At 48.2% G+C, this 18,733-nt stretch carries 19 protein-coding genes; 1 reads left to right on the forward strand and 18 read right to left on the reverse strand.

All coding sequences use genetic code 11. The annotated features are described in order from the left end of the window. Positions 1-45: 45 nt before the first annotated feature. A complete protein-coding gene (gene aac(6')-35, locus HP401_RS10265; protein WP_173604940.1) occupies positions 46-585 on the forward strand; it encodes an aminoglycoside 6'-N-acetyltransferase AAC(6')-35 in 540 nt (179 codons plus the stop codon). 10 nt (positions 586-595) lie between these two features. On the opposite strand, the gene HP401_RS10270 is transcribed toward aac(6')-35, so the two are convergent. The 18 genes from HP401_RS10270 to HP401_RS10355 all read right to left on the reverse strand — a co-directional run bounded on the left by HP401_RS10270 (position 596) and on the right by HP401_RS10355 (position 18,731). After that, on the reverse strand, positions 596-1,432 hold the full coding sequence (locus HP401_RS10270; RefSeq protein WP_173604941.1) for a M50 family metallopeptidase: 837 nt from the start codon (positions 1,430-1,432) through the stop codon (positions 596-598). Beyond that, positions 1,425-2,210: a M23 family metallopeptidase gene (locus HP401_RS10275; protein ID WP_173604942.1), complete on the reverse strand. Its 786-nt coding sequence runs from the start codon at positions 2,208-2,210 to the stop codon at positions 1,425-1,427. The genes HP401_RS10270 and HP401_RS10275 overlap by 8 nt, the downstream gene beginning before the upstream one ends. 156 nt (positions 2,211-2,366) lie before the next feature. Next, positions 2,367-2,567: a cold-shock protein gene (locus HP401_RS10280; protein ID WP_005832370.1), complete on the reverse strand. Its 201-nt coding sequence runs from the start codon at positions 2,565-2,567 to the stop codon at positions 2,367-2,369. A 309-nt stretch (positions 2,568-2,876) separates the two neighbouring features. Then, entirely contained in the window at positions 2,877-4,007 is a 1,131-nt protein-coding gene (gene rodA / locus HP401_RS10285; RefSeq protein WP_173604943.1) for a rod shape-determining protein RodA, read from the reverse strand. Between the two features lie 57 nt (positions 4,008-4,064). After that, positions 4,065-4,859, reverse strand: a complete 795-nt coding sequence (minD, locus tag HP401_RS10290) for a septum site-determining protein MinD (protein WP_012685557.1) — start codon at positions 4,857-4,859, stop codon at positions 4,065-4,067. A 20-nt stretch (positions 4,860-4,879) separates the two neighbouring features. Next, positions 4,880-5,557, reverse strand: coding sequence for a septum site-determining protein MinC (gene minC / locus HP401_RS10295; protein ID WP_026133905.1), 678 nt, complete (start codon positions 5,555-5,557; stop codon positions 4,880-4,882). 150 nt (positions 5,558-5,707) lie between these two features. Beyond that, a complete protein-coding gene (locus HP401_RS10300) occupies positions 5,708-8,140 on the reverse strand; it encodes a peptidoglycan D,D-transpeptidase FtsI family protein (RefSeq protein ID WP_012685555.1) in 2,433 nt (810 codons plus the stop codon). 21 nt (positions 8,141-8,161) lie between these two features. Then, positions 8,162-8,686 (reverse strand): rod shape-determining protein MreD, encoded by a 525-nt coding sequence (gene mreD / locus HP401_RS10305; RefSeq protein ID WP_012685554.1) that lies wholly within the window; start codon positions 8,684-8,686, stop codon positions 8,162-8,164. Continuing rightward, positions 8,686-9,639: a rod shape-determining protein MreC gene (gene mreC / locus HP401_RS10310; protein ID WP_016739189.1), complete on the reverse strand. Its 954-nt coding sequence runs from the start codon at positions 9,637-9,639 to the stop codon at positions 8,686-8,688. Before mreC ends, mreD begins: the two co-directional genes overlap by 1 nt. A gap of 14 nt (positions 9,640-9,653) precedes the next feature. Further along, entirely contained in the window at positions 9,654-10,697 is a 1,044-nt protein-coding gene (locus HP401_RS10315; protein WP_012685552.1) for a rod shape-determining protein, read from the reverse strand. 109 nt (positions 10,698-10,806) lie between these two features. Continuing rightward, on the reverse strand, positions 10,807-11,505 hold the full coding sequence (gene radC / locus HP401_RS10320) for a RadC family protein (protein WP_012685551.1): 699 nt from the start codon (positions 11,503-11,505) through the stop codon (positions 10,807-10,809). 101 nt (positions 11,506-11,606) lie between these two features. Continuing rightward, the gene (locus HP401_RS10325; protein ID WP_173604944.1) at positions 11,607-12,194 is read right to left on the reverse strand and encodes a Maf family protein; all 588 of its coding nucleotides are present in this window, start codon (positions 12,192-12,194) and stop codon (positions 11,607-11,609) included. 8 nt (positions 12,195-12,202) lie between these two features. Beyond that, a complete protein-coding gene (locus tag HP401_RS10330) occupies positions 12,203-12,442 on the reverse strand; it encodes a DUF4321 domain-containing protein (protein WP_026133904.1) in 240 nt (79 codons plus the stop codon). 159 nt (positions 12,443-12,601) lie between these two features. Further along, on the reverse strand, positions 12,602-13,894 hold the full coding sequence (locus tag HP401_RS10335; RefSeq protein ID WP_173604945.1) for a hypothetical protein: 1,293 nt from the start codon (positions 13,892-13,894) through the stop codon (positions 12,602-12,604). 117 nt (positions 13,895-14,011) lie between these two features. Next, the gene (locus tag HP401_RS10340) at positions 14,012-14,446 is read right to left on the reverse strand and encodes a prepilin peptidase (protein WP_173604946.1); all 435 of its coding nucleotides are present in this window, start codon (positions 14,444-14,446) and stop codon (positions 14,012-14,014) included. A 113-nt stretch (positions 14,447-14,559) separates the two neighbouring features. Then, positions 14,560-15,555 (reverse strand): ketoacyl-ACP synthase III, encoded by a 996-nt coding sequence (locus HP401_RS10345; protein ID WP_173604947.1) that lies wholly within the window; start codon positions 15,553-15,555, stop codon positions 14,560-14,562. Between the two features lie 418 nt (positions 15,556-15,973). After that, positions 15,974-17,356 carry a UDP-N-acetylmuramate--L-alanine ligase gene (murC, locus tag HP401_RS10350; protein ID WP_087349634.1) on the reverse strand — a complete coding sequence of 461 codons (1,383 nt, stop codon included), beginning with the start codon at positions 17,354-17,356 and terminating at the stop codon, positions 15,974-15,976. Between the two features lies 1 nt (position 17,357). Next, entirely contained in the window at positions 17,358-18,731 is a 1,374-nt protein-coding gene (locus tag HP401_RS10355) for a bifunctional folylpolyglutamate synthase/dihydrofolate synthase (protein ID WP_173604948.1), read from the reverse strand. Positions 18,732-18,733: the final 2 nt, after the last annotated feature.

Genomic DNA, 18,733 nt, shown 5'->3' on the forward strand with positions numbered 1-18,733 from the left:
AAGTAATCTAACATAACTGCCAAGTCAAGGTAAAGGAGATAAACCATGATTTATGCTGGTGATCTTACCATGAGAGCATTAACCCCCAATGATACCACTCACTTAGTCAAATGGCTTTCTGACGAACGCGTTTTGGCCTACTATGAAGGTCGCGATCGGCCACATGACGAGTCCCTCGTGCAGCAAAGCTTTTTTCCGGAAGATGACGGTGAAACCCGCTGCCTGATCTTGCATGCGGACAAACCTATTGGCTATGCGCAATTTTATCCGCTCGATGCCCCGGAAAAACAACGGTATGGTTATGCAAAGGACGATATTGTCTACGGCATGGACCAGTTCATCGGAGAGCCTGCTTACTGGAATCGCGGTATTGGCACTCAGCTCGTTACAGCCATCCTCCACTACCTCCAAACGGAAAAACGAGCACAAAAAGTAGCGATTGACCCGCATGCCTGGAATGAACGAGCCCTCCGTTGCTACGAAAAATGTGGCTTTCGAAAAGTAAAAGAGCTTCCCCTGCACGAATGGCACGAAGGAAGCATGCGTGATTGCTGGCTGATGGAATGGATCGCTCCTGCTGATTAAGGTCTACAGACTAAAGGAGCTTGCCCACTGCGGCGTCGTGCTTTTGTTCAAACAAAAGGGCATACAAAAGCTGTTCCTCTGCCAAGAGACCCGCACCTTGCACGTAGAAAAGATGGGAGCATCCCCGCCGCAGCTTGTGCGAGACAGCTAGTACCGTTTCCTCGGGATGCACCCGTATCGCTTGAACGGCAGCTCCATCTAGCTGCCGGTCGTATTTTTCGACCAGGAAACGAAAAAATTGATAAGGAAATCGCAAAAATGCCTGGATGTTCAACGTCAGTAAATAAATTCCGATCACTACTAAGTTGTACTTCAACTCCAAGCTGGACATCCCCACCATGATCCCCGCAAACAGCGTACTCCCGGTCATCGATATCATCGTCGCATGTCTATATGACATAAACCAGCATAGAACCGCCAACAAGATTCTCCCGCCATCCAATGGCCAGATTGGCAACAGGTTAAACAGCGCAATCGTCAAATTGCTTACCAAGAAAAAGCGGGCCCACTCTTCCGTCCATATCCCCATAAACCAAAACAAGTAGGAGGCAGCCATCATCACCATATTTAAGAAGGGCCCTGCCAGTGCCACGACAATCTCATCCAATGGGTCCGTAGCGTATGAATCTTCCATCGTCGCTACTCCACCAAAAGGCAGAAGCTGCACTTCTTTTACGGTCCATCCGAGCTCACGTGCCATCGCTACATGCCCTAATTCATGGATCAGCACGATGACAAACAAGGTAATGACCTCCAAAAAATGGCCTGTCACCACGGACAAGCCAATCACCACCCAAAATAGCAGGTGAATGCGAAACCGAATGTCGAGCCAGCCTCCCCTATTCAAATGGAATCACTTCCAAGGGATTGACAAATTGCTCATTTACTTTCGCCCCTAGATACAGTTGACGTGATGTCTGATCCATTACCCGAGCGGTTCCGATGACCTTACCAGGTGCAAGGACCTCGTCCTTCGTCACCCCTATACTATCGAGATTGCCCAGCCATATCTCCCGCCCTTTTGTTAGGCGAACAATCACTGTCGTCCCATAATCAGGCTTTTCACCGACAAAAGCAACCCAGCCAGCTTCTCCGATCGTGATTTGATCGTTCATTCCCGTATGCAGGATCACATTTGCGCTCTCTGGATCATAGGATTTAACGATTTCCCAGCTACTTGGGAGCTTCCACACAGCAGTTGCACCCTTTGTTGTGCTCGTAGCTGGCACGGCAGGGGGATTGGTAGGCATCGAAGGAAGCATCGTCGGAATCGGTCCAAATCTCGCTTCATACCAGTCCGCTACCCCCGAAAAATTAAAGTCCCGTGTCATGACTTCCCTCGCGGAGCTTTTCCAAGAGGCAGGGATCAGCGTTGTTTGAAACAATACATAAGCGGCACCAATCAATAAGACAGATGCTAAAATTTGCACGCCCCACTTTTCATGAGACGGTGGCTGGTCCATCATATCGTTCTCGGGCGGCGAGTAACTGAATGGGTTTGGCGTTTCTTCGATCGGATCTTTCCAATCATCGACGTAGGGAGTATAGCCGTCTCGTGACTGTGTTCGAATTCGTTCCAAACGCTCCCTCCGTCTTTCTTTTACGCGATCTACTCTTTCAAACATGTCCATCCCTCCGCAGGCCAAGCCTTTAGTATCATCCTATGACTTGTCTACCTGCTTTATGACGACCGTCACCCCTCTCCAACTCCCCAGCTTATCGGGGAAACATGCAAAAAAGACAGTCTCCCCATAGAGAGACTGCCTTTGAATCTGTCAATTTTACAGTTTAGTTACGCTAGCAGCTTGTGGTCCACGGCTACCTTGAACGATTTCGAACTCAACCTTTTGACCTTCGTCAAGAGATTTGAAACCTTCTGACTGGATTGCGCTGTAGTGTACGAATACGTCGTCGCCACCCTCAACTTGGATGAAACCGTATCCTTTTTCTGCGTTAAACCATTTTACGATACCTTGTTGCATGAAACAAAACCTCCCTGAACATTACGCCCCACGAGGCGAAAGAGTGTAGCGTTAACCTCTTTTTTACAGATAAGCCTTTTGCGTCAAGGAAAAAAAGTCATACGAATTGCGATTGACAATTGGTGACGTCACTCACAATACGTACGACTCCATACCAATCAATCAAACACTATAACTTGTAAAAATGGTTAACTTAGGATGATTTTAGCATAAGTATTTGCATTTGTCACGCATTTCATGAGTATTCAAAAAGTCTTCAATTCCGCACCGAGAAAGCGGGCGAACCTGAAGACTTTTTTGAACAACTATTTAATCAAAACGCAACTTGTCCTTACGCATCCCAATGTTGAGCACCACACCAATAATCAGGAAGTTGGTTATGAGTGAGCTCCCTCCGTAGCTAATAAACGGAAGCGGAATACCCGTAATCGGCATCAACTGAATCGTCATGCCGATGTTCTCAAAGATCTGAAAAGTAAGCATCCCTACGACACCTGCAACAACGTAGGAGCCGAACGGATCTTTTGCCTCCATCGCGATGCGGATCATTCGGTAAATCAAGACGAAAAACAAAATCATCAGCAAGCCCGCTCCGACAAAGCCCAGCTTTTCTGCAATGACGGTAAAGATAAAATCACTTTCTCCAACCGGCACCCATCCAAAGCTCGCTTGTGTCGGCGTATCAATCCCTTTTCCGAACAGTTGCCCTGAGCCGATAGCAATCAATGCTTGCTTGAGCTGGAACCCTCGTCCCATCGGTTCAAGATCCGGGTTCATCCAAAAGACGATTCGATCCCATTGATACGGCTTGATAATCTTGAAAAAGATATCCTGCTTGTATTGATACAACAGTGTCATGGCGGCAAAAAAGCTGCCGACCAGCCCGCCCATATACAATACATGCTTCATCCGTATACCACCAACGATTAGCATAGTGGCAAGCATACCTGTATAAACCATTGCGGTACCCAAATCGGGCTGCATCAAAATCAATAGCAACGGAAAGCCAACCAAGGACATTACCGGAATCAGTTTATAAAAGTAGTAAAAGCGGTCTTGATCGTTTGCCCTCTTGGACAAGAAGCGTGCAACGGTCAATATCGTGAACAGCTTCATTGGTTCGGAAGGCTGAAACAACACAGGGCCAAGGTCGTACCAACTCGTGGCATTATTAATCGCTCTCGTCTGAAATACCCCGATCAAAAGAATCACACCGATCGCATACAAGACATAGGCCGTGTTGTGAAAGAGCCGGTAGTCAAATAGCAATGTCACACCTAGCACAATAAAGCCGATGACATACCAAAGGACCTGCTGATGCGCCTTATCTACACCTGCCGCAGAACCGGAAATCCCCAGATAGCTGAAGACACCTAGCCCTGCCAAAATCAAAATGATGGTCCAGTCAATTGTTTTTAAATGACGTTTTTCCAGGTCCATCCGTTTCCTCCTAGAAAACGTGACTCCCCTCTATAAAAGAAGGGAGCCAAGTATTACCTATTTTAATCCAAAGAATTTACGCATTTTGTGGAACACGCCCGCTTTTTCTTCCAATGGTTGCAATGGAACAGCTTCACCCAAAAGGCGTCGGGCTACGTTCCGATAGGCGATGGAACCACGCGATTCATGGTTCATCACAGCAGGCTCACCTTGGTTCGCGGATTTAATGATATGATCATCATCCGGCACTACGCCAATTAAGTCAATGGCTAACAAATCCAATATGTCTTCTACATCCAGCATGTCGCCATTTTTCACCATATGGGAGCGAACACGGTTGATAACCAGCTTCGGCATTCCGATTTTTTCTCGCTCTAATAGGCCAATAATCCTATCAGCATCACGCACAGCGGCTTTTTCAGGTGTAGTCACGACGATTGCTTGATCAGCCCCTGCCACCGCATTGCGGAAGCCTTGCTCAATACCCGCAGGGCAATCGATGATGACATAATCATATTCACGCTTCAGTTGCGTAATGATTTCTTCCATCTGCTCGGGAGTTACTGCGGATTTGTCCTTGGTCTGAGCAGCCGGGAGCAATGCCAGATTTTCAAACCGCTTGTCTTTGATCAGAGCTTGTGGCAGTCGGCATGCGCCTTCGGCAACGTCTACCAGATCATAAATAATTCGGTTCTCAAGTCCCATGACTACATCCAGATTGCGCAAGCCAATATCGGTATCTACCATGCACACTTTTTGTCCCAACAATGCGAGCGCCGTTCCCAAATTGGCGGAAGTGGTCGTCTTACCCACGCCGCCTTTACCGGAAGTTATGACAATTCCTATCCCCACGTCCGTTCCTCCTCTTTCCCTCAACCCTCACGCTTTTTCTCACCCAATTCAGGGCGGATTCGCGACAAGTAGTTCATTTTCGCTACCAGCATGATCTCATTTTCCAGATAGGCGAATTCTGTGCCTCCAGAATTATTCGTCCATTCCTCACCCGGCTTGCTAATCACTTCTGCAATCCGCAACTGGGTAGGACTCATGACTGCAGCCGCAATAATTACCTGTGAGTCACCGGAAATACCTGCGTGCGCGTACCCTCTGAGATGCCCTAGCACGTAAATGCTTCCTGTACTGCGAACCGTCCCCCCGGGATTGACATCTCCCAATAAGAGCAAATCACCGTCAAACTCCAGAACTTGCCCAGAGCGTACCGTATTTACCTGTATGGAAAAATGGGTTTTCAGGCGTTCAGCCATCGCTTCTTCCCGCGTGATCAAATCAGATTCGATTGTATGGATCACCAGGTTGCCCTTAGTTCGAATAATTTGAGTCAACTGCTCTTGTTGCTCTGGTGAGCAGTATCGTTTTCCCAATTTTATAGATACCCGAATGAGTGGCCCCGACAAAATCTGTTGGTGGCTATGCTCTATTTTTTCACGCATATCGGCCAGCAGTTCGTCGAAGGAACAGGTATCATCCATAAAGAAGACGAGACCCTCTTTAGTCCCTTTGATCGTGACCTTGCTTTTCACAGTCGTCACCGGTTTCACCTCGACCGATACCATTCGCCATGCAGAAAGATTTTTCCTGCTCTGCGTAAAAAAATTGCCGAAACAGGTCAGATAGTGGCGTTTTACAAGAGCTTGACTTAACTATTCTCTTGGGCTTCATTGCCCTGGACAACCTTCTGGTTACTTCGAGGACGTTGGATTCGGCTTCGGAACCCCACCAGTAAGGACACCTGGATTCAGTTCATTGTAAGCTTCGAGCAATCGACGCGAGATCGGACCAGTAGCATCAGAACTGGATGTACCATCTCTCAAACTGTTCGGCGCAACGACGACGAAAACCAGTTGAGGATTTTCATAAGGCGCAAAGCCGACAACCAGTGCGTTTTCCGCTGGCTGCGACGTTTGTGCCGTACCAGACTTGGCTGCAACCGTGAACGGCAACCCCTTAAAGCGTTGAACGGTACCACCTGGTTGAGTAACCAGCCGCATCCCTTCTCTTACCACCTGTATATACTTCGGATCGATATCAACCCGGTTGAGCACTTCTGGTTCAATAACGGAGAGCGTTTGACCTGGTTTCTTCGGATCGGTGGTTCCTTTGCGAATTTCTTTTACAAGATGGGGGCGTATTCGATATCCTCCATTGGCAATGGTCGAAACGTATTGACCCAACTGCATCGGCGTGAACAGATCATATTGACCAATCATCACGTCCGCCAAGTTCCCGAAGTACATGTTCTGGTTTTCCCAACCAGTATGTTCATTCGGTAGATCCACACCTGTTTTCACACCAAGACCAAACTGGGCATTGTAGTAATCATAGACAGAGAACTGCTTCTCCCAGCCATCTTTTCCTTTTCTTGCTAAGCGAAGCGCCATTTCGTACATATACGTATTGTTCGACACCTGCAAGGCACGACGAGCGTTAACAGCTCCATGACCACCCGCCTTCCAGTTGCGTTTATACGTGTTTCCGACATACAATCCGCCTCGGTCATAGATGACTTCGTTCGGTGTAGTCAGCCCCTCCTGAAGCGCAATCATGACAGACAGTGGCTTGTAGGTAGAAGCAGGTGGATACGGCGTATAGATGAATCTGTTTGATTCGTTCGGCAAAATAAGCGAGGCATAATTCTCGTTGAATTTCTTACGGTCGTAATACAGATTCAAATTGTAATCTGGATAACTCGCCATCGCCAATATTTCGCCCGTATTCGGATTCATTACCAATACGTGTGCGTCTTTAAATGCTTTTGGTGTAGACGGGCGCTTCTTGAATGCTTCAACCTCTTCTTTCAAGATGGCCTCTACCTTGCTTTGATAACGCCAGTCCAAAGCCAAAACAAGATCGTTTCCTGGTTCAGGGGCTTGGCGCATCTGCTTCTCTACCGTCTCCGAATTTTTGTTCACGTGCACTTCCATAATCCCGTTTTTGCCACGCAAATAACGTTCATAGGAGCTCTCCAGCCCGGTTACACCGACACGGTCGATAGCATTGTAGCCTTGTGCCTGATATTCTTTCAAGCTCTCAGGACGAATCGCATTGATGTACCCGAGAAAGTGAGTACCAAATGCCGAACCATCCGGATCTTCGAAAATTTGGCGCACTGGCTCCAACTCCACACTAATTCCCGGCAACTCGGTGCGTCGTTCCTCGATTTGAAACATTTCCTGCTCTGTGATGTTGACCTTGACACGCCTTGGAATGTAGCTGGCCATCTGCGGTGAACGCATTTCCTGCAGCAAAGAGAGCTTGTGCCACTGAAATTGGCGTTGCTGCTCTGTCAACGGCAGTTTGACATCCATGTCGAACAACGAGGCATAGCGCAGCAAATCCATGTCAGACTTATCTGCTAAGCCTTCCGGGGTTGGCAAAGCTGAAATCTGTTCCTTCACTTTTTTGGCGAGGTCATTGCGATCTTCCTTGTCGAATTTCAAAGCGAGGGTCATATTAGCATTTATCGCCATTTTTAACAGCTCGAAGTCCGTGGTGTTCGCTTCCGTAATAGCGGGTGTACCTGGTTTGGCAGCATTCAGTTTCTTAATAAGATCTGCTCTCTCCTTGTCATCAAAAGGAGAACGAACGCGCATTCCCAGATATACAGCGGTTTTTACCAACTGGAAGTCAGACATCTGATCAACGGTCTCGACTTTCGGAACGACTTTTAACTTCGTCGCGACCTTTGCCTTGAGATCGTTCGTTTCTTGCCCATTGAAAGCAACAGGCAAAGTTGATCTCAATTCAATCGTCTTCTTTAACAATTCCTTATCCGTACCAATTTTGCCGCCATCGGGGATGAGGATTTTTGCCAGACGATCCGCGACTTTCTCTTCATCAATGTCCTGTCCTTGTTCTTCAACGTATTGCACAGTGTACACAGGCTTATTCGAGACGAGTACCTCGCCATTTTTATCCAAGATACGGCCTCGAGGAGCGGAAATCGGCAGTTCCCGAATACTGAACTTTTCCAATTCATGCTTGTACTGTTCGCCTTCCACCAGCTGCACGATGGATAGCCGCAAAATAATGGCGGCGAAGAACAAAAATACAATCACAAACAATATATTGAGCCGAATAGGTATGTCTGATTTCGGTTCTTTGACTTCTTCCACGAACTCTCCTCTCCTTTGTCCTTACTGCATGTGCATTTCCTTTTTCGCCAGAATCTTGTTGCATACATTCTTGATCGGAAAGTATACCAGTAAGCCAAAAGCGAGATTAAACAGCACACTAGGCAAAATTTGATGCGTCAAAATCCATCGAACATCGAAGGGGGCGGCGGAAAACAAGCGGAACAACGAATACAAAAGCCACTCATGTCCGAACAAAATCAGGAAGCTAGTAATGAAAACCATCCCGAATCCTCTCTGGAACAAAAGAACGATCATCCCTGCAAAGTAGCTGGCCACCATCATGGACATGGTATAGATTCCAATTAGTTGCCCAAATAGGACATCTTGCAAAAAACCGAAGGCGATCCCGTAATACAAACCTTCGCGCCTGCCGAGATACATCGAAATAAAGATGCAGCAGACAAGCGCAAACCGGGGTACCGTCAACCAAGACAGACCCCATGCATCAGGTGAAAATACTTGCATCACAGTTCCTTCCAAAACAAACACAACCACGACGCCCAACGTCAATAAAAACCGAGCCATTACTGACCACCCCCGCTAGCAGGTGGAGCCGGAGGCACAGTTTTTTGTGTCTGACCAGCTGGCTGTTGCGGGATCAATTCACCATTGGGGCCAATTGTGAAGTCTCGTTCCACAACCATGACTTCATTCAATTGTGAAAAATCAGCGCTTGGCTGGATGTAGGCGGTTTGAGTCAAGCCATAATCATCTGGCTCTACACGAACAATATAGCCGATTGGCAAATTGCGAGGGACAACTCCTCCCAAGCCGGATGAAATAACTTGCTGATCTTTTTTAATTGCCTGTCCCCAAGGGATTTTGCGCATGACGAGCAATCTCTTTTGCGCGTCGTACTCTTCAATGACACCACTAACCTGACGGTACACAGGCTTGCCGTCAACGATCTGCTCCGTCAAAATATCCGCTGAGATATGGTCACGTCGCTCGTAACTCGTCAACAATTCAACCGTAGCTGAAAAGTTGGCAACACTTTGTATGCGCCCGACCATTCCCTTGGCTGTAATGACAGCCATATCCTTTTTAATGCCACTTTTTAATCCTTGATCGATGGTAACGACGTTGTTCCATGTATCAGGGTTTCTCGCCACGACTTCCGCAAAGTGCAGGTTGTAAGATTTAAGTGAATCTTTTGCCCCCACCATTTCTCGAAGGCGATCATTATCTGCCTTGAGCGTGTGCAATTCGGCACTTAGACGTGCGTACTGATCCAAGCTTGCCTTAAGTGCCTTGTTTTCTTCATACACGCCGTACGCTTCTTCTATTTCCTGAAAAAAGCCAGAAACAGCCTGGGCAGGACGATAAAAAAAGCCCTGCACCACGCTGAAGGTATCTTTGAAGAACATTTCTGGCCAGGTCAGGCTAACCCGTTCACGAGAAGTGAAGCCCACGACGGAGATAAGCAGGACCAAGCCTACAAGTACAATGATAAGCCGCTTATTCCCGAAAAACGACATGCCCTACCCTCCGTTTATTTACCCCGTTTTAGTCGGGAAGAGGTGATGCCTTGCTTGGATTTGAACAGGTGAATGTTCTCCAATGCACGACCTGTTCCAATCGCTACGCAATCCAGTGCGTTTTCCGCGACATGCACGGGCATACCCGTTTCCTTACTTAACAGGCGATCCATGTTGCGCAAGAGCGCACCGCCGCCTGTGAGTACAATTCCACGATCCATGATGTCCGCCGCGAGCTCAGGCGGGCTTTTTTCGAGTGTTACCTTCACCGATTCCACGATAGCAGAAATGGTTTCCGCCAATGCTTCCGCAATCTCTGTGCTGCTTACCGAGAGCGTTTTTGGCAATCCGGTTACAAGGTCACGACCGCGAATGTCAACGTTTTCGACCTCATCAGGAGCAATCGCAGAGCCGATCTCCAACTTGAGTGTTTCTGAAGTCCGTTCCCCGATCATCAAGTTGTAACGGCGTTTGATGTACTGAATGATCGCCTCGTCCATCTCATCCCCGGCCACACGAATAGAGCGGGATGTCACAATCCCCCCGAGTGAGATGATTGCAACTTCTGTCGTACCGCCGCCAATGTCAACGACCATACTACCAGTCGGCTCCCACACCGGCAGGTCTGCACCGATCGCTGCTGCAAACGGCTCTTCAATTGTATATGCTTCCTTCGCCCCAGCCTGCTTCGTAGCATCTTCGACAGCGCGCTTTTCCACCGCAGTAATTCCCGAAGGTACACAGACCATTACGTTTGGACGACGTGTAAACAGCCCTTGATTTTTTTGTGCTTGATTGATGAAATAGCGCATCATTGTCGCAGTTGTATCAAAGTCAGCGATAACCCCGTCTTTCATTGGGCGAACCGCTACGATATTACCTGGCGTACGACCGATCATACTTTTCGCTGCATTCCCTACTGCTTCAATGGAATTGTTATTCGTGCGGATCGCTACAACAGAAGGCTCACGCACCACAATTCCTTTCCCCTTCACAAAAACAAGTGTATTGGCAGTGCCGAGGTCAATCCCCAAGTCACGTGTAAATCCACCAAACATAAAAAAACTCCTTCCAAATATTAATCCAAATGACAAGCATAAGAGAACCTCTTTCGAGGCCTCTTCAAGGTAGAGCGACCGCGTTTTTGGGGAAGGTTTTCAAACATACTTACAAGTACCCTTGCTCTTTGAGACTAACGTACTTGCCTTCCCCGATAATAACATGATCCAACAATGAAATCCCCACCAGTTCACCAGCGTCACGCAATGTATGCGTAATCGCAATGTCTTCCCTGCTAGGTGTCGGATCACCGCTCGGATGGTTATGTAGGCATATCACCGATGCGCTGCTACGACGGATCGCTTCTTTAAAGACTTCTCTCGGGTGTACGATGGAAGCGTCCAGACTGCCTACGAAAATCGTCTGCTTGCCAATCACATGGTTCTTGGTATTCAGAAAGAGACAGACAAAATGTTCCTGTGTCAAATGAGCAAGCTCTGGCGACATCAAATCAGCTACGTCCCGTGGTAAACGGATAGAAGCCCTATACTCTCGAGGCACTCCCATCAATCTACGCCCAAGCTCAAACGCAGCATGCAATTCAATCGCTTTGACTGGACCAATTCCTTTTAGCTCTGTTAACTCAGCATGAGAGGCTTGGGCTAAACCACGCAGGTCTCCAAACCTGGCTAACAAGCGCTGAGCCAGCTGATGAGCCGTCTCTTGTTCCCTGCCTGTCCGCAGTAAAATGGCAAGAAGTTCAGTATCAGACAGATGGACCGCTCCTTCGCGAAGCAGTCGTTCACGTGGACGGTCATAGTAAGGGACGTTTTTCAACAGCATTTTGTTACAGGTATTTGTTGCCATTTTATATCCGCCTCCAGCCATATTCACATTATCGAAAACGGCTGACATGGAGATGTTCATGAGGCGTATGGCCGTCGCCGCTTGATTCAAGCATGACAACTTTACAAAATTGGCATCCCAAAACGTGTCAAAAGAGTAGACGTCAGGCCTAACGGAAGACCAACAACAGTGAAGTAGTCTCCGTTTATTCCTTCCACGATCGTGGCTCCAATACCCTGAATGGCGTAAGAGCCCGCTTTATCCATCGGCTCACCTGTCGCGATGTACGACTTGATTTCTTGCTCTGTTAAAGCTCGAATTCTTACGTGCGTTAGACTATGTGAGACTTCAGTACGACCTGTCTCCACATCTATCAAGGCGACTCCACTATAAACGGTGTGCTCTTGCCCCTGGAGCATGGACAACATACGATATGCGTCCATTTCATCAATAGGCTTGCCCAGTATTTGGTCATCAAGAACGACTACCGTATCAGATCCTAAAACGACGCCTTCCGTCAAGCGAGAAGCCACTTCCTTGGCCTTGCGCAAAGACAATTCTTCTACAACTTCGCTCGCAGATAAATGCTCTGCGGTCGTCTCATCCACATCACTGGTGATGACGGTAAATGATAAGCCTAAAGTTTGCAGAAGCTCCCTTCGACGCGGCGAAGATGAAGCCAGAATGAGAGGAACATTTTTTTTCGTCATTTTTCAACCTACTTTATTCGTCGATGTATCCAAAACGCGAGGGCTAAGCCTCCGATACTGGCTAGATTTAGTTTTACCTGAAAGTTCAGTTCGTACTTCAAAATTTCTAAATCTGCCGCAGGCGACCAAGTAATCTCTTTACTCTTGGCCAAAAAAGGTAGCCAAGGACTTAAAATCTCCCCGATAATGCTACCAAACAAGAGTCCACTCACCAACAGAAACACGAGAGTAAGCGTTTCTTTCCCCATTTTCCCAACTCCCTTTTTATAAGGGATTCTCTTTTTGCCAAACATAAGTTTAGCAAATGGGGAGAAGCGAAACAATCCCTGATTGCTCCTGGTAATTACTGTATAGAAAGAAAAGGCCTCCTGCAAGAAAACCTTGCGGAAGACCATATAAACTTGTATTTATGTGGACGAACGTGCCTTTTGAATCCAACTCGCGTAGCTCTCGAAAAAAGCAAGGACACCTGCCTGTACTTGCCACGCATAGGATTCGGCGCTTTCCACCTTTTTGCCAGCGCTTGCTTCCGCCATTTTGTCCCTGGCTGCCAGCGCTTGATTCACCCCATTTACCATCCCATCAAGCAATGGCTTCCAGGCCTCCTTGGCTTCCATTTTACGGCTTTCCTCCAGAAATTGGCGGTGAATTTCCTTTATTTCTGCCGTTTCTTTTGCGGTTGGCGAAAGTTGACCCGTCGTAATAATCAGCCCCGATTGTGCAGAAAGTGTTTGGACGAGTTTGACTCCGTGGATGAAAAAGGCATTCACGTTAGGGTCACCAGATGCGTTGGCGGCTTTTCCGACAGGGACAGACCCTTCAAATACGGGAAAGGAGAATTCTTTGACGTATATATCCATGCCTTTGTTTTTCAAGCTGGCGGCAAAGCCTAGCACAGCATCTCTCGTGGGAGCAGCGGCTGCGAACATGTACTGCTTGCTTGCGTCTTTATAAAGCAGATGAGGAATACCCGCCTTCTCCAGTGGTTCTACAGCTGTTTGCGGCGATGCATCCGGCTGGAATACTCCCGCCTGTGCAACGTACATGTTTACGGCTGGCAGTTGTAGAGCTACCGCTGTTTGACCCACTGCGTTACCATTCGTCGCCTTACCTTTCGCTTGCTGACTTTCATCTGGCAAAGCGGGACCTGCCACGCCATTTTTCCCAGATGTTTGTTCAGTGCCTACACCCGGCGCGGTCAGTGTCTGAACCGTTTCACTCAGAACATTTCCGTACGACTCGGAAAACTCCTTTTGAGAAAAGACCGTCAAAACGAGAAATCCGAACAAGAGGCCAATGGCTACAGCCCCACCTGTTGTTAAAGTCGTGCGCCAAAAGGGCCCCTCTGGCCATAACGATGCGAGCCGACTCATCGGACGACTCCTGTATCCCTTTTCTTCGGTATCCTCGAAGGAAAAATCGGATTCGCTGGAGTCGTTTGGCGTCTGATCGAGTTCAATACTCGGCTTCGTTTCTTTCGCGGCAGCTCCTCGTAGCTGCATCATCCGTTCCCATGCTTCGTTGCCCTTCTCCTTAAACGGGTCAGTAAACGGTAAGGGGGGAGCTTGAAAACGAACGCGTGGCGTATCGTCCTTTGGCGTGCGCTTTCTACTTGCTTCCTTTGTGCTGTCGTCCCGCTTTTCATCCCAGAACCTTCCGTTCATTTTGACCGTCACACGATTTTTATTTTGTCCGCTCATACGCTTGCCCTCCTAGTCACAGGCTCTTTGTACTAGCATACGTTTTGCTCGGACGGGTTATGACTTCTATCTAGTGATTCTATCGAATTTGTTTCTACCACGATTCCACAAGCCGTTTCAAGAGGCTTCACTCATAAATAAAAGGACTGCCAACCCCATTGTCACAAAAGGCGCAAACGGCACTTCGCAATTTATACTTACTTTTCTTATCAGCAACAAAACGAGAGAGACGAGCAATGCAGCCAAGCTCGCAACCGTAAGAACGACTACAAAATCGCGAATCCCGAGTCCATAGCAGACTAGAGCGAATAGCTTCACATCCCCCATCCCAAGCGCAAGAGGCTTGTAATAGCTAATCCATCCAAACACCAGTAAACAGAGAATCGCAAAGAGTCCAGCCATCAGCCATTCCATCGGCGAAGAGAGAGCGAGCTCGAGAAAAGAAATTAGTACAAACCCTGCAACTAATGCGCGATTGGGTATTCGTCTATGATGAAAATCAACCCACGAAAGGTAAAGGCAGAGTACGAATAATATCATAGCGTTCGCCATTTTTTGTTCCCCCAGTCGAACCTGTCCTCCTAAAAGGATATCTACCATTCCTGGGACAAAAAAACTGCCCAGAACAATTCTGGACAGCCTCTCCATTTTTGATATCGCCACTTTTACGGATTCCAAGTGAACAAAAGACCACCGTGGACGAGACCACCGCCAAACCCATACACCAGGATCGTATCCCCTGCCTTTACTTTGCCTTCCTTGATCCCCAAGGCGAGCGACAATGGGATGGTAGCCGCTGATGTGTTCCCGTAATGTGTCAGACTGTACAATGTCTTATCGAGTGGGAACTGACTCTTCTCACAAATGGATTCGATCATGCGCAAATTGGCACTGTGCGGGATAAACCAGTCCACATCTTCGAGCGTTTTACCCGCCCGGTTCACCACCTCTAGCATCCCCTTTGGAACAGTTGTAACTGCCCACTTGTACACTTCTCTCCCGTTTTGGACCATGCATCCATTCCCGCTCAATTCTCGTCCGTCCATACGCGTGGACAAGCCCGCTCGGTATACATGAATCCCTCCGTCTCCCTTTGAGCCTAAATAGGCGGACAAAAAACCAGGAGCTGTAGAATCCTGCTCAACCAGCACCGCTCCCGCTCCGTCCCCGAATAGGATGCACGTCGTACGATCCGTATAGTCGGTTACTTTTGTTAGCGTTTCTGCACCTACCACCAACACTTTGCGATGCAAACCAGAGCTGATCAGCGCATTTGCTGTATGGAGCGCATACGTAAATCCTGCACAGGTAGCAGAGAGGTCCATGGCTCCCGCCTGCTCGACTTGAAAATGCGCTTGAATTTGACTCGCGACGCTTGGAAATGGATAGTCTGGGGTACTAGTTGCGACCAAAATCATATCGACATCGCGGACATCCTTCCCATAATTTGTAATCATATCATGGATAGCAGCGATAGCCAGATCACTGGTAAATTCATCTTCCCTTGCCATACGGCGCTCATGTATACCCGTTCGTTGCAAAATCCACTCATTCGATGTATCTACTAGCTTTTCCATATCTGTATTGGTAAGAACGCGACTCGGCACATACGTACCGATGGCGGTAATTCGTGATTTGAAGGGGGTTGTATTTGTCATCATCCGAACATCACCTTTCGATTTTTATGATCTGATTATAACACTAGATATTAGTATCTGGTACTAATTTTTTAGAAAAATAAAAGTCTATGTTGAGTCGTCATAGGGGAGGAGAAGAAAAAGCACAGGTCTCTTCGACTCTGACACGCCCGCATGGGGGATTCACTGGACGTCTCCACTTAAAAAAGGGGACCGTCGATCCAAAGCCACCCTACGGGCGGACGTTTCTCAAGGAAGAAGTGTTCGACAAGCGTGGTCTCCTTTTTAAGTGGAGACTGGGTAGGCGTTGTCAAGGTCTACGAGCCCTGTGCTTTTTCTTCTCACTAGCTTTGTTGGTAGCTCGATACTTTTTAAATATAGGTAGAGCAAAATAAAAAGACTTGAAACCCGTAGGTTCCAAGTCTTCATACAGCTCTATCTGTTATTTTTCTAGCTTTTCAGCCAGCCAGTAAGCAGATTTCCAAATGTCTCCTGCACCCATTGTCAAAACGAGGTCGCCCTCTTGCAATCCTTTGAAGACATGCTCCTGCATTTGTTCCTTTGTAGGAATGTATTGTGCACGCGGGTGGCTGTTGGTGCGGATTTTTTGAACGAGCACCTCGGAGGTTACTCCTTCGATTTTTTCTTCGCCCGCCGGGGAGTAGATGTCCGTGATGATTACTTCGTCTGCTTCTGCAAAGGCACGGCTGAATTCATCCATAAGGAAATACGTGCGTGTGTAGCGTTGTGGCTGAAACACAGCGATTACACGTCTGCCCGATGCCCTTGCCCCGCTAAGTGTCGCGATAATTTCTGTCGGATGATGCGCGTAGTCGTCTACGACCAGGACACCTCGTGCATCCCCGATGATTTGAAATCTGCGCTTGGCACCGCTAAAGGTAGACAGCGCCTGTGCAATTTTATCAAAGGAAAGGCCAATATCCAGACATACAATAATCGCAGCTAGTGCATTTGCAATATTATGCTTGCCTGGGACTACGAGACACAATTCACCCAACCGCTCATCCTTGTGATAAACCTGGCACGTGCTGCAACGATCTCCACATTCAATCGAAGTGGCAGAAAACTGTGCTTGTGCCACAAAGTTCGGATCAACTGCATACGTCACGACCGTTTTTTCGACGGACGGCATGACTTCGCGCACATGTGAATCATCGATACACAGGATCGCTTTTCCATCCGGTTTGAGATGGCTCAAGAACTGGACATACGCCTGTTTCAAATTGTTGAAGTCGCCATCGAAATGCTCGAGATGATCTGGTTCGATGCTCGTCACAATTTCATACATCGGCCTGTATTCCAAAAAGGAACCGTCGCTCTCATCTGCTTCGGCAATAACATAATCACTGGTACCTGCCTTTGCGTTGGTACCAGCACTCATCAATTCACCGCCAATGATGAAAGTCGGGTCTACACCGCACTCTTCCAGTACGTGAGAGATCATCGATGTCGTGGTCGTCTTGCCGTGTGCTCCCGCTACTGCTACTCCTGTGCGTTCATTCAATATGCGAGCAAGCATTTGGGAACGGTGCATGACCGGAATTCCTAGTGCTTGGCCTGCGATCACCTCAGGATTGTCTTTAGAAATACTGGTGGAGTATACGATGCTGTCTGCTCCCTCCACGTGGGCAGCATTATGGCCAATATGAATGACCGCCCCTCTTGCTTCCAGCTTTTTCGCCAAATCGTTCATGGCGACATCGGAGCCGGTTACCTTGTATCCAAGGTCGATCAAGACGCGGGCAATGGCACTCATGCCATAACCGCCGATGCCCACAAAGTGGACGTGTTGGGCCTGATCCACCCTATTCACCTGCCTCTTCTACTATAGTGGGAAAGAATGCGCGTACTTGGGCGATGAAGTAGAGCGAACCGCAGACGACCAGCCAGTCATCCGCCTTCGCTAATTGCTTCTCCCGCATCCAAGAAAGGAGAAACGCCCGCCAGTCTGGGACTGCATCGAGAAACTCTTGCTCCCAGCCCCCGGCTAAAAACGACTCTTGTAAGCTATTGGCTTCGGCTGCACGCGGAAAGTCAAAGGTTGTCACATGCAGCTTTTTGATTTTTGACTTAACTGGTGCGAGCGACTCTGCCATTTTGGCGAGCGGCTTATCTGCCAATCCAGAAAAGAGCAAATGCAACTGTACTCCGTCCGGCAACAACCGATCCAGACTGCTTACAAGCGCCTCCATTCCTTCCTGATTGTGTGCCCCATCCAAGATAACCATTGGTCTTGGAGAGATGACTTCTAGACGACCAGGCCAACGCGTTTGTTGCAAACCACGAGATATTTCTTCTTCCTCCAGCAAGAAAGAGAAGTAATTTCGCAGGACATCGATAGTCATTAAAGCAACGGCTGCATTGGTTGTTTGGTGAATGCCATTCATGGTAAGACGGTAGGATGCTTCCGCACGACGGTGAATGCTTTTGTAACGAAACTGTTGATCACCCAGCTGCTCCTCTACCTGCTCTGCCTGGAAATGTTCACCTATATGATATAGCGTACTCTTCATTTGTCTCGCGCGCTCCTCAAAAACCGCGAGAAGTTCCGGCCTAACCTCACCTGTGACTACAGGAACACCCGGCTTGATAATCCCCGCTTTTTCCCGGGCAATATCTTCCAAGCTTTCTCCCAGCACTTGTGTATGGTCCATGCCGATATTCGTGATGACTGAAACAAGCGGAAGGACGACGTTCGTCGAATCCAATCGCCCGCCTAGTCCTGTTTCCCAAACGACTACCGCTGGTCTCGCCACTCTTGAAAAATAAAGAATGGCGATCAGCGTAATCACTTCAAATTCGGTAGGGGAACCATACTCTGTTTCTTGTTCGCATCGTTGCACCCACACCTTAACTTCATTCACCAGCTGCAATAGATCTTCTTCCGCGATCATGCTGCCGTTGTAACGGATGCGTTCACGGAAATCCACCAAATAGGGGGAGGTAAAAGTACCTACACTATATCCGGCTTCCATCAGCATTTGCGTCAGGAATGCGCAGGTTGAACCTTTTCCATTGGTGCCAGCCACATGAATAAACGGGATTCTCCGCTCAGGATGTCCTACCTGCTCCAAAACCCACTGCATTCTCTCAAGCCCCGGCCGTTGACCGAACCTGAGCAGTCCATGCAGCCAGTCGAGCGCTTGGGTGTATTCTACAAACCCTTCTTCTGCATGCATAC

Origin of the sequence: Brevibacillus sp. HB2.2 (assembly GCF_013284275.1) — a bacterium.
GTDB classification, from domain to species: Bacteria; Bacillota; Bacilli; order Brevibacillales; family Brevibacillaceae; genus Brevibacillus; species Brevibacillus brevis_D.

Bases quoted from the DNA above. Each gene is read 5' to 3' on its own strand.
- rodA (WP_173604943.1), bottom strand. From the start codon at position 4,007: ATGGACCTGGAAAAACGTCATTTAAAAACAATTGACTGGACCATCATT.
- mreD (WP_012685554.1), bottom strand. From the start codon at position 8,686: ATGGCTCGGTTTTTATTGACGTTGGGCGTCGTGGTTGTGTTTGTTTTG.
- HP401_RS10355 (WP_173604948.1), bottom strand. From the start codon at position 18,731: ATGCATGCAGAAGAAGGGTTTGTAGAATACACCCAAGCGCTCGACTGG.
- HP401_RS10345 (WP_173604947.1), bottom strand. From the start codon at position 15,555: ATGATGACAAATACAACCCCCTTCAAATCACGAATTACCGCCATCGGT.
- HP401_RS10275 (WP_173604942.1), bottom strand. From the start codon at position 2,210: ATGTTTGAAAGAGTAGATCGCGTAAAAGAAAGACGGAGGGAGCGTTTG.
- HP401_RS10330 (WP_026133904.1), bottom strand. From the start codon at position 12,442: ATGGGGAAAGAAACGCTTACTCTCGTGTTTCTGTTGGTGAGTGGACTC.
- HP401_RS10315 (WP_012685552.1), bottom strand. From the start codon at position 10,697: ATGTTTGGTGGATTTACACGTGACTTGGGGATTGACCTCGGCACTGCC.
- HP401_RS10325 (WP_173604944.1), bottom strand. From the start codon at position 12,194: ATGACGAAAAAAAATGTTCCTCTCATTCTGGCTTCATCTTCGCCGCGT.
- radC (WP_012685551.1), bottom strand. From the start codon at position 11,505: ATGGCAACAAATACCTGTAACAAAATGCTGTTGAAAAACGTCCCTTAC.
- mreC (WP_016739189.1), bottom strand. From the start codon at position 9,639: ATGTCGTTTTTCGGGAATAAGCGGCTTATCATTGTACTTGTAGGCTTG.
- HP401_RS10335 (WP_173604945.1), bottom strand. From the start codon at position 13,894: ATGAGCGGACAAAATAAAAATCGTGTGACGGTCAAAATGAACGGAAGG.
- HP401_RS10340 (WP_173604946.1), bottom strand. From the start codon at position 14,446: ATGGCGAACGCTATGATATTATTCGTACTCTGCCTTTACCTTTCGTGG.
- HP401_RS10280 (WP_005832370.1), bottom strand. From the start codon at position 2,567: ATGCAACAAGGTATCGTAAAATGGTTTAACGCAGAAAAAGGATACGGT.